The following is a 13,025-nucleotide window of genomic DNA, read 5'->3' as shown; positions in this document are numbered from 1 at the left end:
GGTCGCCTCCTTAAAGCCCGAGAATCATTTTCGACACGATGTTTTTCTGGATCTCGTTGGATCCGCCGAAAATCGACAGCTTGCGGTTGTTGAAATACTGGGCTGAAAGCGGCGCAGCATCTTTGTCCGACAGGAACTCGCCGTCGTAATCCAGGTCCAGTTCCTCTTCTAAAAACGGCAGCGCGTAGGGTCCGATGGCGCGTCGGGCCAGATCGTTGATCGACTGGCGGATCTCGGTGCCTTTCACTTTGAGCATTGAGCTCTCCGCACCCGGCACGCCACCACCTTCAACCGAGGCAATGATGCGCAGGTTGCTGATGGCTGCAGCGGTGAGGTCAATTTCCACCTTGGCGATGCGCTGGCTGAACGACGGGTCCTCGATCAGCGGTTTGCCGTTTTTCACCCGGCGGCCGGCCAGTTGCTTGAGGTGCGAAAGCGCTGCCCTGGACATACCGATACCGGCCAGACCGGTGCGCTCGTAGGTGAGCAGGAACTTGGCGTAGGTCCAGCCCTTGTCTTCCTCGCCGACGAGGTTTTCCACCGGAACCTTCACGTCCTCGAAGAAGACTTCGTTGACTTCGTGCTCGCCATCAAGGGTGATGATCGGGCGCACGGTAATGCCCGGGGTGTTCATGTCGATCAGCAGGAAAGAGATGCCTTCCTGCTTCTTGACCTCGGTATTGGTGCGCACCAGGCAGAAGATCATGTTGGCGTGCTGGCCCAGGGTGGTCCAGGTCTTCTGGCCGTTGACGATGTAGTGATCGCCGTCACGCACTGCACGGGTCTTGAGGGAAGCCAGGTCGGAGCCGGCGCCGGGCTCGGAATAGCCCTGGGCCCACCAGTCCTCACCGCTGAGGATGCGCGGCAGGTACTTCTGCTTCTGTTCTTCGTTACCGAATTTGATGATCACCGGCGCGACCATGTTCACCCCGAACGGGATGGAGCGGGGAACGCCGTAACGGGCGGATTCTTCGTCCCAGATGTGCTTCTGAACCGGGGTCCACTTGACGCCGCCGTACTCTTCCGGCCAGTGAGTGGCGTACCAGCCCTGTTTGCAGAGAATTTTCTGCCATCGCAGATGGTCCTCTTTGGACAGGTGGCGGAATCCTTTTACCTTGGCGGCGATGTCCGCCGGCAGCTTCTCATCAAGGAACGCCCTTACCTCGTCACGGAAGGCCAGTTCCTCAGCCGTGTAGTTCATGTCCATGGATAAAACCTCTCGGTCTGTCTCTTTAAACGTATATAACGGAGCACACTGCCGGCGGTGCCGGCTGTGTGGCAACTATGATCAGCCGGCGACGAAGGCGGGAATCCCGGTCTGGCCACGGCCCAGAATCAGGGCGTGGACATCGTGGGTGCCTTCGTAGGTATTCACCGCTTCCAGGTTCATCACGTGGCGAATCACGTGGTATTCGTCGGAGATGCCGTTACCACCGTGCATGTCACGCGCGACGCGGGCTATGTCCAGGGACTTGCCGCAGTTGTTGCGCTTCATCAGGGAAATGGCATCCGGCGCGGCTTCCCCCGCATCCATCAGACGCCCCAGTTGCAGCGCGCCCTGCAGGCCAAGGGTGATCTCTGTCTGCATGTCCACCAGTTTCTTCTGGATCAGCTGGTTGGCGGCCAGGGGCTTGCCGAACTGCTTGCGTTCAAGGGTGTAGTTGCGGGCGGCGTGCCAGCAGAACTCTGCGGCACCGAGGGAACCCCAGCTGATACCGTAGCGGGCCTTGTTCAGGCAACTGAAGGGACCTTTCAGGCCTTCCACGTCGAGTTTGTTCTCGTCGGGGCAGAACACCTCGTCCATGAAGATGGAACCGGTTTCTGAGGCGCGCAGCGAGAACTTGCCTTCAATCTTGGGTGCGTCCAGGCCCTTGGCGCCGCGTTCCAGCACAAAACCGGTGACGACACCGTCAAGCTTGCCCCAGATTACAAATACATCGGCAATCGGCGAGTTGGTGATCCAGGTCTTGGAGCCGCTTACCAGGTAACCGCCGTCGACCTTCTTGGCACGGGTTTCCATGTTGCCCGGGTCGGAACCGTGGTTGGGCTCGGTCAGACCGAAACAGCCCACCAGCTCACCGGAAGCAAGCTTGGGCAGAACCCGTTTTTTCAGCGCTTCCTGACCAAACGAGTAGATCGGATGCATGACCAGCGAAGACTGCACTGACAGGGCAGAGCGGTAGGCCGAATCGACACGCTCCACTTCCCGGGCAATCAGCCCGTAGCAGACGTGGTTGAGGCCCGGGCCGCCGTATTCTTCCGGCAGTGTGGCGCCGAGCATGCCCAGTTCGCCCATGTCGGTGAAGATGGAACGGTCGAATTTCTCGTGACGGTTCGCCTCGATGATACCGGGCATCAGGCGCTGGTCACAGAAGGAACGGATGCTGTCGCGAACCTGACGTTCGGTCTCGTCCAGCTGTTTGTCGAATTTAAGCAGGTCATCCCAGGATGCGGAAGCCATGGTGTGTCTCCTCAGAAAATTAGTCGGTTACTCGTTCAATCACAGCAGCAATGCCCTGGCCGACGCCAATGCACATGCTGATCAATGCGTATCGACCGCCACTGCGCTCAAGCTGGCGCGTGGCCGTCAGTGCGATCCGTGCGCCGGACGCCCCCAATGGGTGGCCGACAGCAATGGCGCCGCCGTTGGGGTTCAGCCGGGAATCGGTCGGGTCAATGCCCAGTCTGGTGGTGCAGCCGAGAACCTGGGCGGCAAACGCCTCGTTAATCTCGATCACGTCCATATCGTTGATATCCAGCCCGGCGCGGGCGAGGGCTTTTTCGCTCGCCGGCACGGGGCCATAACCCATCACCCGGGGCGGTACCCCGGCAATGGCAGCGGATACAATGCGGGCGCGGGGGCGTATGCCAGCGCGCTCACCCGCTTCACGGGAACCCACGATCAACGCTGCCGCGCCGTCATTGATGCCGGAGGCATTGCCGGCGGTAACCACACCGCCTTCGAACAGTGGTCGCAGGCCTGCCAGCGCTTCGACAGTGGACTGGGGGCGCGGATGTTCATCGCGGCTCACGCTGACCGGCGGCTTCTTGCGGCCCTGGGGCACATCAATGGCCAGTATCTCTTCATTATAGAAGCCATCGGTCAGGGCTGCGTTGTAACGGGCCTGACTCTGGGCGGCGAAGGTGTCCACCGCGTCGCGGCTCAGGTTCAGTTCCCGGGCGATGTTGTCGGCGGTTTCGGGCATGGTGTCTGCGCCGAATGCCGCTTCAACGCGGGGGTTGGGGAAACGCGCGCCGATGGTGCTGTCGAAGGCGCGGAAGTCCCGGCTGAACGGACTTTCGCTCTTGGCCATTACGAACGGTGCCCGGCTCATGCTCTCGGTACCGCCGGCCACGAACAGCTCACCTTCGCCACAGCGCACCGCCCGTGCGGCGTCGATAATGGCCGCCAGGCCGGAACCGCACAGGCGGTTGACGGTCAGGCCACCGGCCTCAACCGGCAGGCCGGCCATCAGACCGGCGTGGCGGGCCAGGTTGCGGGCGTCTTCGCCGGCCTGGTTAGTACAGCCGGCAATTACGTCTTCGTAGAGCTCAGGGGGGAATGCGTTGCGCTCGACCAGGGTCTGGATGACGCTGGCCAGCAGGTCATCCGGGCGTACTTTCGCCAGTGCCCCGGCGTGTCGACCGAAGGGGGTTCTCAGCCCATCGTAGATAAATGCGCTCATGGCATCTCCCGTTTCATCAGCAGACAAGTTCCTATTGTGGTCCTCTCTTCAAAAGTAAGAAAGGTTTCGGACTTGTCTTGTCATTAATGTTGATATAGTTTCGTATAGCGGAATTAAGTTTTGTATATCGACAGCTAAAGACTAATCCGGGTCTGTGTGAAATGCAACCGATACCATCATTGAGGTCGTGAATCTTATATGAGCCGTTTTCTGGTTCCCGTTGCCGTATTGCTGGAGCTTGTGGCGCTGTGTTTGGCCAACCCCTGGCTCAGCGCGTTGTCCGGCGTGTTGTTCGTGCTGTACTTCCTTTCGGTGCTTGGCAGCCTGCAGATGTACTCTCGGGCCCTGTTCGTGTTGTCCGTGGTTATGGTTGGTGGCCTGGGGTTAGCGGGTAAGCTGGGGGCCGACGAACTCATGAGGGCGGCATCCAACGCGGCTTTCTACGCCGCCTTTCTGGGTAGCCTGGGCATGATGCAGTGCCTGGTGCGCCGGCTGGAAGTGCTGCGGCGCATCCACGACGTGCTGTTGGGCGGCCGCCCGGGGTTGCTGTACCCGAAATACGCGGTGGTCAGCTGCGGCATTGCCTCGGTGCTAAGTTTCGGAGTGATGAACCTGCTTTGTGGCACCCTGGCAGATACCCTGCGGGAGCGGGGTATTACCGGCGCCTCACGGCTGCGCTGGTTACGCAGTGTGTTGATCAGTACCCTGCGGGGTTTTGCACTGGTGCCGCTGGTCGCGCCGACCAGTGTGGCCGTGGCCATTATCACCCGGGAAGTGCCGACCCTGAGCTGGTCAGGGCTATTGCCTTACGGTATCGGCAGTGCCTTGCTGCTGGTACTGGTTGGCTGGTTTCTTGAGCACAAACGCTTTCGCCTGGTCAGCAGCGAGCGTGAGGCACTGGAGCACTGGCCTGACGGCAGTGGCCAACTGGCCCTGCTGGTCGCAATCATTTTCGTGGCCATGGCGCTGCTGGTGCAGTTTTCCGGCCTGAAAGTGTCGGTGGCGGCAATGCTCACGGTGCCGGTGGTGACCTTCCTTTATATGTGGTGGCACGACCGCTCGCTGCCGGGGGTGGCTCGGGAGTCGGTAGATAACATGCTGGGCATGAGCAACGAGATGTCCATCTTCGCCGGGTCCGCCGGCCTGGGTGTTGCCCTGGTGTCGGTGATTCCGGCAGACGCCCTGGCGGGCCTGGCGTCCGGAGAGCTGGGGGTGTTCCTGTTGGCCGCGGGCGGTATGTTGATGATGCCCATGCTTTCGGCCATTGGCATCATTCCGATTACCGTGTTGAGTGTGCAGGCGGGGCTGATGCCGCAACTGGTGGCGGAAGGGGTAGATCCCCTGCCCATTGCCGTTGCTCTGGTGATCGGGTTTTCCCTGGCGATGATGCTGTCGCCGTTCGGCCCGGCGGTGATGTTACTGTCGCGGTTCGGGCAGGTGTCGCGCTGGGTGGTGGCCTTCGCCTGGAACGGGCTGTTCGTGCTGCTGTCCATTCCGTTGTTGCTGATAATGCTGTGGGGCCTGTTCGTGGTTGCGCCGCGGTCAGTAGCCGCGGCTGGTGTCTACGATGCCGGTGATGGGCTGGCCATTGTGATGGGCTCGGATCTTCCCGGTGATTTGCTCCAGCGTGGCATCCCGCAGGGTGCGGGCGGAAATGTGCGGGGTGATGGTGATCTCCGGCCGCTGCCAGAACGGGTGCTCGGCGGGTAGCGGTTCCTGGCGGAACACATCCAGCGAGGCCCGTGCCACATGGCCGTCGTCAATTGCCTTGAGCAAGTCGTCTTCCACCAGATGCTCGCCGCGGCCGACGTTGATCACTACGGCGCCTGGCATCAGCTGGCTGAATAGCTGGTGGTCGAGGATGTCGCGGGTTTCATCGGTCAGCGGCAGGGTGTTCACCAGCACGCGGGTTGAGCCCAGGAAGTCGGACAGCTTGTCGGCACCGGCATAGGTCGTCACCTTGTCCAGGGTGTGTTCACTGCGTGCCCAGCCGTGGACCCGGTAATCCAGATCGGCGAGCGTGCGCGCCACCCGCTTGCCAATATGGCCCAGCCCCATGACTCCCACTGGCCATTCACTGCGTTTGATCGGGCGGTGAATTTTCCAGACGCCTTGCCGTTGTTGCTCGCGGTAGGTTTCCATGCCGCGGCTGGCTTCTACCAACTGGTGCAGTACGTATTCCGCCATCTGTACCGACATTCCGGCGTCTTCCAGGCGCACCATGGGCAGGTGAGGGGGCAGGTTGGGCACTGCCAGCAGGCCGTCGATGCCGGCGCCAAGGTTGAACACCGCCTTCAGCCTTGTCTCCCGCTCGAACAGTTCCGCCGGCGGCTGCCAGACAATGGCGTAATCGGCGTCCACGGCGGGGCCGTTAGCGTCCCACACATGCACCTCGGCCTCCGGAAGCAGTTCCTTGATGGGCACTGTCCAGCGCTCTGGCTTGGGGTCTCCGGCAACAAACAGAACCTTCATGTACTCTCCCGGGATCGTCAGATGAATAAAAAATGCTTATAATGTTTCGCTTTGCAGAATAATATACCGAAATAGATTCGTAAACCCGGGTCTGAGTGTCGCAAAAATTGGTCGAGAGTGAAACATTGAGTAACAGTGTTCCATGTTTGGCATGACTTTTGACTCTTTTCAGTACACCTTGTGGTACTTGACACTTGCAGCCATTAAAATAGCGCAACTTTTCTTCTATCTGACCAAGTTCCCAGCACTGTGGGCTTACCGGATCAGGCAATGCTGTTGGAGGATGCCCGATTATGAACAATGCAGAAGTCACCCCACCGGAACTGTTGGCGGCGTCCGGCGACGGTGAGCCGGTAAAGCCGGAAAAGGACCGCAAGTTTGTAGAGGCGCTTTCCCGCGGTCTCGACGTGCTTCGTGCCTTCAGCCAGGGCTCGGTCATTCTGGGTAACCAGGACATCTCGCGCCTGACCGGTTTGCCGAAACCTACGGTTTCACGCATGACTTACACCCTGACCAAGCTTGGTTACCTCAGCTACAACCCGCAGCTGGAGAAGTACCAGCTCAGCTCCGGCGTTCTGGCCCTGGGTTACGCCTACGTGTCCAACCTCAAGGTGCGCCAGCTGGCCAAGCCGTACATGGACGAGTTTGCCCGCCAGACCAACATGTCTGTCGGCCTGACCTGCCGTGACCGCCTGCACATGATCTATGTTGAGAACCGGCTACCACCGGAAGCCTCGCTGTTGCGCATGGACATCGGCCTGAAACTGCCCATGGCTACTACCTCGGCGGGCCGCGCCTATTACTGTGCCATCTCCGAGAAAGGCCGTAAGGTGATCGATGACGCCATGGAAGCCAAGTATGGCGACGCCTGGCCGGAGAAGAAGGAAGGTCTGGAGCGCTCAATGGAAGATTTCAAGAAGCACGGCTTCTGTCTCTCCCTCGGCGAGTGGGACCGCAACATCAATTCTGCCGGCGTGCCCATTCACCTGCAGGACGGCACCATTATGGCGCTGACCTGTGCGGCACCTTCTTACCTGGTGCCGGGTGAAAAGCTGCGTCAGTCCATCGCCCACCAGCTGGCAATGCTGGCCAGCGATATCGAATCGCTCGGCGTCTGATTCGACACCGGAGCAAGGAGCTGCCCGCCAGCTACCCGAACTTCTGTCTAAAGCCCTGGGATTTGTCTCAGGGCTTTTTTTGTATCCGCGATTTAAATGGAGGTTGAAACCAGTGGTAAACTTGTATTAAATCGTACTTATGTTTCGCTTGTTAAAACTACATTCCATATAAAGCGAGGAGAAATTATGTCTGAGGTCGTAACCTACAGCCGGGAAGGCACCATTGGCGTGATCACCGTGAACTATCCGCCGGTGAACGCCCTCAGCCACGCGGTTCGTTCCGGCCTGGTGGCTGCGCTGGAGCAGGGCCAGAAAGACGCCGACGCCAAGGTGCTGTTGCTGGTGTGCGAAGGTCGCACCTTTATTGCCGGCGCCGACATCCGCGAATTCGGCAAGCCCATGCAGGAGCCGGGGCTGGCCGCGATGATTGAACTCTACGAAAACAGTGACAAGCCGATTGTCGCCGCCATTCACGGCACCGCGCTGGGCGGTGGACTGGAGACCGCACTGGGTTGCCATTACCGGGTGGCCCTGAGCAGTGCCAGGGTTGGCCTGCCGGAAGTGAAGCTCGGGCTCTTGCCGGGTGCCGGTGGCACCCAGCGTTTACCGCGGCTGACCGGTGCGCAGAAGGCTCTGGAAATGATCACCACCGGCGACTTCGTGGCTGCTAAAGACGCTCTCGCGTTGGGCATTGTGGACTCAGTAGAAGAAGGCAGCGATATCAGGGCTGTTGGTTTGGCCTACGCGCAGAAAATTGCCGATGAAGGCAAGCCGGCTCGCCGGGTTCGTGATCTGAACGACAAGATCGAGGCCGACAAGGGCAGCGATGTGTTCGAGCAGTTTCGCGCCGGGCTGCAGAAGAAAGCCCGCGGCCTGTTCTCGCCGTTCAAGTGCGTGGACGCCGTGGAAGCGGCCTTCAACCTGCCATTTGATGAAGGCATGAAGCGTGAGCGCGAGCTGTTCATGGAATGCATGGAATCACCGCAGCGGGCCGGACTGGTTCACGCCTTCTTCGCCGAGCGTGAGGTCTCCAAGGTCAAAGGCCTGCCCAAGGACACGCCGGTTCGTGACATCCGCAAAGTGGGTGTGATCGGCGCCGGCACCATGGGCGGCGGCATCGCCATGAACTTTGCCAACGCCGGTATTCCGGTGACCATCGCCGAAGTGAAACAGGAAGCGCTGGACAAGGGTCTGGCCGTTATCCGCAAGAACTACGAGAACACTGCGAAGAAAGGCCGCATCACCCAGGCCCAGGTTGAGGAGCGCATGAGCCTGATCAGCGGCACCCTGACCTATGATGATTTCGGCGATGCGGACCTGGTGATCGAAGCAGTTTTCGAGAGCATGGACCTGAAGAAGAAGATCTTCGGTCAGCTGGACGAGGCCTGCAAACCGGGTGCGATCCTGGCGTCCAACACTTCCACACTGAGCATCGACGACATTGCAGCGGCCACCAAGCGCCCTCAGGACGTCATCGGGCTGCATTTCTTCAGCCCCGCCAACGTGATGAAGCTGCTGGAAATTGTGCGTGGCGAACAAACCTCCGACGAAGTTAAAGCCACTGCCATGGCGCTGGCGAAGAAGATCGGCAAGGTGGGTGTCATGGTGGGCAACTGCTACGGTTTCGTTGGCAACCGCATGTTGCACAAGCGTGGCGCCGAGGCCATGGCGCTGGTCAATGAAGGCGCGAGCCCGCAGCAGGTGGACAAGGTGCTGACCGATCTGGGTTTCCCCATGGGGCAGTTTGCCATGTCGGATCTGGCCGGTATCGATATTGGTTACAGTATCCGTGAGGAGCGCCGCAAGGCCGGTGAGGATGTGCCGGCGAGCTGGATGGACAAGCTGGCGGAGCAGGGTCGTCTCGGGCAGAAGACTCAGGCGGGCGTGTACAAGTACGAGGAAGGTAACCGCAAGCCGATTCCCGATCCGCAGGTGGATCAGATCATTGCCGAGTTCCGGCAGGAGCAGGGTATTACGCCCCGTGAGATCACTGACCAGGAGATCCTGGAGCGGTGCATGTATGTGATGATCAATGAGGGCGCGAAGATCCTGGAAGAGGGCATCGCCGACCGGTCGCTGGATATCGACATTACCTGGATCTACGGCTATGGCTTCCCGGCTTACCGCGGTGGCCCGATGTTCTGGGCCGATCAGATTGGTCTGGACAACATACTTGGCACCGTTGAACAGTTCTACGATGACCTGGGCGGCGAGCAGTGGAAGCCGGCAGCCCTGTTGCAAAAACTGGTCAGCGAAGGGCGCAAGTTTTCGGACCTTTAAAAGCCTGGCCTGCTGGTGTGGTGGCTGGTCCCGAGGTGGGGTGCCTTTTCTTCTGGGAAAAATAACTCGCTTCGCTCAGACATCTTTTTCCCGGCATAAAAGGCACCCCACCCCGGGCCCGACGTTACTACCGGGGTTTGAACCCGTAGGTCGGATTAGGCGAAGCCGTAATCCGACAGAACACCAATTTTGAAGGACACTGTTATGTCTGATGCCGTTATTGTTTCCACTGCCCGTACCGGTCTTGGTAAATCCTACCGTGGCGCACTGAACAACACCCACAGCGTGGATCTGGCCGGCCATGTGATCCAGCAGGCTGTGCAACGTGCGGGTATCGACCCGAATATTGTTGAGGACGTCATCCTCGGCGCCACTTTCCATGAAGGCGCCCAGGGCAAGAATATCGCGCGGTTGGCGGCGATTCGTGCCGGTCTGCCGGTGACGACTGCTGGCCTGTCCATCAACCGGTTCTGCAGCTCCGGCCTTCAATCCATTGCCATTGCCGCTCAGCGGGTGGTCTCCGAGAAAGTGCCGGCCATGGTGGCTGGTGGTGTCGAATCCATTTCCATGGTGCAGAACGACAAGCTCAACAGCTTCCACGCCACCAATGACTGGCTGATGAAGAACAAGCCTGAGTTGTACCTGGCGATGATTGAAACCGCTGATATTGTGGCCCAGCGCTATGGTGTCAGCCGTGAGTCCCAGGACGAGTACGCGTTGATTTCCCAGCAGCGCACCGCTGCCGCTCAGGAAGCTGGCAGGTTCGACGACGAGATTGTGCCCTTCGACGCCACCATGATGCTGAAGGACAAGGAAACCGGGGACATCAGTTATAAGGATGTCACCCTGACCCGTGACGAGTGCAACCGCCCGAACACCACACTGGAAGGCCTGCAAGGCCTGAATCCGGTGCGTGGGGACAATCACTTTGTCACCGCCGGTAATGCGTCGCAGCTCTCGGACGGAGCGTCTGTGTGCACGGTGATGAACAGCACTTACGCAGAGAAGCACAACATCGAGCCCATGGGCATCTTCCGTGGCTTTGCGGTTGCTGGCTGTGAGCCCGATGAGATGGGTATTGGTCCGGTCTTCGCCATTCCGCGCCTGCTGGAACGCAACGGCCTGACGATGGATGACATCGACCTATGGGAATTGAATGAGGCCTTTGCCTCTCAGGTGGTCTACTGCCGCGACCGACTGGGTATTCCGATGGAAAAACTGAATGTGAACGGTGGCTCCATCTCCGTTGGCCATCCATATGGTGTCACGGGTTCTCGCCTGACGGGCCATGCCCTGATCGAAGGCAAACGCCGTGGCGCAAAATACGTTGTCGTAACCATGTGCATCGGTGGTGGCCAGGGGGCTGCTGGGCTCTTTGAGGTGGTGTAACTTCGTTGGCCTGCTTGTTTGGGGGCTGAGCCCGCGGCGGGATGTCTTTTCTTCTGGGAAAAATAACTCGCTGCGCTCAGACATCTTTTTCCCGGCAGAAAAGACACCCCACCCCGGGCCCGTCCGGACGGCACGGTTATCGCCATGTGGCCCCATTACCACGTAGGTCGGATTAGCGAAGCGTAATCCGACAACACTGCTAACAGATACCAAGAGTGCGAGGCCATGCAACAAAAAATCATCAACACCCAGGACCTGGCATTCCAGCTTTTTGAACTCCACGACGTCGAACAGGTCCTGGGCTACGAGCGCTATTCGGAGCACAACCGGGAAACGCTCCAGGCCGCACTTGAACTGGCACTAAAGGTTGCGTCAGAAGAATTCGCCCCCCACGCCCGCCTGGTCGACGAAGAAGAACCCCGGTTCGAAAACGGCCGGGTGGAAATGCGCCCGGAAGTCAAAAAGGCCCTGGATGTTCTGCGGGATACCGGCCTGATGGCGGCCGGTCAGGACTTTGAGCGCGGCGGCATGCAGCTTCCGGCAGCGGTGGCACAGATGTGTGTGGGCATGCTCAAGGGCGCGAACGTGGGCACCCAGGGTTACGCCGGGCTGACGATTGCGGCGGCGAATCTGATCATGGCCCAGGGCAGTGAGTATCAGCAGCAGAAATACGCGGAGCCGATGATGGCCGGCCGGTTCTTCGGCACCATGTGCCTGACGGAGCCCCAGGCCGGATCGTCCCTGGGCGATTTGCGCACCCGCGCGGAGCCTCAGGACGATGGCAGTTATCGCCTGTTCGGTAACAAGATCTATATTTCTGCGGGCGATCATGAGCTGAGCGACAACATCATCCACATGGTGCTTGCCCGCTTGCCAGGAGCCCCCGCCGGGGTGAAAGGCATTTCCCTGTTTATCGTGCCCAAGATCCTGGTCAATGACAATGGCAGCCTGGGTGAGCGTAACGATGTGGCGCTGGCCGGTCTGATTCACAAGATGGGCTATCGCGGCACGACCTCCACCATGCTCAACTTCGGTGAGAAAAACGGTGCCGTGGGCTATCTGGTTGGCGAGCCCAACAACGGTCTGGCGGCGATGTTCCATATGATGAACGAAGCCCGCATCGGCGTCGGTCTGGGTTCTGTCATGCTGGGTTATACCGGCTATCTGCACGCGCTGGACTACGCCCGTGATCGCAAACAGGGGCGTCCCGTTGGCGAGAAAGACCCCGACACACCGCAAGTTCCGCTGATCCGCCACGCCGACATCCGCCGCATGCTGCTGACCCAGAAAGCCTACGTGGAAGGTGGCCTGGCGCTGTGTCTGCAGGGTGCGATGCTGGTGGACGAGAAAAAGCACGGGGCTACCGACGAACAACGCCAACTGGCCGCTGGCCTGCTGGATCTGTTGACGCCGGTCATCAAATCCTGGCCGTCCCAGTTTTGCCTGGAAGCCAACAGCCTGGCGATCCAGGTGCATGGCGGCTACGGCTATACCCGCGAGTATCCCGTCGAGCAGTTCTACCGCGACAACCGCCTCAATCCCATTCATGAAGGCACCCATGGCATCCAGGGCATCGACCTGCTGGGCCGCAAAGTGTCCATGGCTGGCGGCAAGTTCTATCAGGAACTGATGGACCGCATCGAAGCCACCATCGGCGAGGCCCGTGGTATTGAGCGTCTGGTACCCTGCGCCGACCATCTGGATCGCGCCGTGAAAGCCATGGCCGTGGCGACGGACACCATCAACGCGGAAAAAGCCAACGGCAACGTGGAAAAAGCCCTGGCCAACGCCTCGCTCTACCTCGAAGCATTCGGTCACACCGCGGTTGGCTGGCTCTGGCTGCGTCAGGCCATCAAGGCCATCGCCGGATTGGCGGGAAGTGGTGAGCAGGCCGCAGAATTCTACGAGGGTAAGGTGAAATGTTGTGAGTATTTTACCAGGTATGAATTGCCGAAAGTGGTTGGTCTGGCTGAGTTGCTGAGCGCTGTGGATACCACAGCGCTGGGTATGCAGGATTCGGAGTTTTAACGCAGATTTTGTTTGTCGGATTACGCCTTTGGCTAATCCGACCTACGATTGT

Annotated in this window: 8 protein-coding genes and 1 pseudogene; 5 read left to right on the top strand and 4 right to left on the bottom strand. The window is 59.7% G+C overall.

What is annotated here, in order from left to right:
- Positions 1-10: 10 nt before the first annotated feature.
- The 3 genes from QPL94_RS01395 to QPL94_RS01385 all read right to left on the bottom strand — a co-directional run bounded on the left by QPL94_RS01395 (position 11) and on the right by QPL94_RS01385 (position 3,686).
- Positions 11-1,207 carry an acyl-CoA dehydrogenase family protein gene (locus QPL94_RS01395; RefSeq protein ID WP_285355026.1) on the bottom strand — a complete coding sequence of 399 codons (1,197 nt, stop codon included), beginning with the start codon at positions 1,205-1,207 and terminating at the stop codon, positions 11-13.
- 81 nt (positions 1,208-1,288) lie between these two features.
- Positions 1,289-2,461, bottom strand: a complete 1,173-nt coding sequence (locus tag QPL94_RS01390; RefSeq protein ID WP_285355025.1) for an acyl-CoA dehydrogenase — start codon at positions 2,459-2,461, stop codon at positions 1,289-1,291.
- 19 nt (positions 2,462-2,480) lie between these two features.
- A complete protein-coding gene (locus tag QPL94_RS01385; protein ID WP_285355023.1) occupies positions 2,481-3,686 on the bottom strand; it encodes a 3-oxoadipyl-CoA thiolase in 1,206 nt (401 codons plus the stop codon).
- Positions 3,687-3,884: 198 nt separating this feature from the next.
- Between QPL94_RS01385 and QPL94_RS01380 the strand changes: the two genes are divergently transcribed.
- Complete coding sequence (locus tag QPL94_RS01380; protein ID WP_285355022.1) at positions 3,885-5,396, top strand: hypothetical protein; 1,512 nt, start codon at positions 3,885-3,887, stop codon at positions 5,394-5,396.
- Here the strand turns inward: QPL94_RS01380 and QPL94_RS01375 are convergent.
- A pseudogene (locus tag QPL94_RS01375) lies at positions 5,397-5,828 on the bottom strand (NAD(P)-dependent oxidoreductase); the annotation flags it as partial.
- Between the two features lie 623 nt (positions 5,829-6,451).
- Between QPL94_RS01375 and QPL94_RS01370 the strand changes: the two are divergent.
- From QPL94_RS01370 to QPL94_RS01355, 4 genes are all read left to right on the top strand, one after another.
- A complete protein-coding gene (locus tag QPL94_RS01370; RefSeq protein WP_285355021.1) occupies positions 6,452-7,276 on the top strand; it encodes an IclR family transcriptional regulator in 825 nt (274 codons plus the stop codon).
- 186 nt (positions 7,277-7,462) lie between these two features.
- Positions 7,463-9,556, top strand: a complete 2,094-nt coding sequence (locus QPL94_RS01365) for a 3-hydroxyacyl-CoA dehydrogenase NAD-binding domain-containing protein (RefSeq protein WP_285355020.1) — start codon at positions 7,463-7,465, stop codon at positions 9,554-9,556.
- Positions 9,557-9,760: 204 nt separating this feature from the next.
- Positions 9,761-10,945, top strand: coding sequence for an acetyl-CoA C-acyltransferase (locus QPL94_RS01360; RefSeq protein WP_285355018.1), 1,185 nt, complete (start codon positions 9,761-9,763; stop codon positions 10,943-10,945).
- Positions 10,946-11,170: 225 nt separating this feature from the next.
- A complete protein-coding gene (locus QPL94_RS01355; RefSeq protein WP_285355017.1) occupies positions 11,171-12,973 on the top strand; it encodes an acyl-CoA dehydrogenase family protein in 1,803 nt (600 codons plus the stop codon).
- Positions 12,974-13,025: the final 52 nt, after the last annotated feature.

It is taken from the genome of Marinobacter sp. SS13-12 (assembly GCF_030227115.1).
Taxonomy (GTDB): domain Bacteria; phylum Pseudomonadota; class Gammaproteobacteria; order Pseudomonadales; family Oleiphilaceae; genus Marinobacter.
The sequence above is the reverse complement of the archived record's forward strand: the minus strand, read 5'-3'. Positions and strand labels throughout refer to the sequence as shown.

Excerpts from the sequence above, each read along its gene's own strand:
- QPL94_RS01395 (WP_285355026.1), bottom strand. The coding sequence starts at position 1,207 with ATGGACATGAACTACACGGCTGAGGAACTGGCCTTCCGTGACGAGGTA.
- QPL94_RS01390 (WP_285355025.1), bottom strand. The coding sequence starts at position 2,461 with ATGGCTTCCGCATCCTGGGATGACCTGCTTAAATTCGACAAACAGCTG.
- QPL94_RS01385 (WP_285355023.1), bottom strand. The coding sequence starts at position 3,686 with ATGAGCGCATTTATCTACGATGGGCTGAGAACCCCCTTCGGTCGACAC.
- QPL94_RS01380 (WP_285355022.1), top strand. The coding sequence starts at position 3,885 with ATGAGCCGTTTTCTGGTTCCCGTTGCCGTATTGCTGGAGCTTGTGGCG.
- QPL94_RS01370 (WP_285355021.1), top strand. The coding sequence starts at position 6,452 with ATGAACAATGCAGAAGTCACCCCACCGGAACTGTTGGCGGCGTCCGGC.
- QPL94_RS01365 (WP_285355020.1), top strand. The coding sequence starts at position 7,463 with ATGTCTGAGGTCGTAACCTACAGCCGGGAAGGCACCATTGGCGTGATC.
- QPL94_RS01360 (WP_285355018.1), top strand. The coding sequence starts at position 9,761 with ATGTCTGATGCCGTTATTGTTTCCACTGCCCGTACCGGTCTTGGTAAA.
- QPL94_RS01355 (WP_285355017.1), top strand. The coding sequence starts at position 11,171 with ATGCAACAAAAAATCATCAACACCCAGGACCTGGCATTCCAGCTTTTT.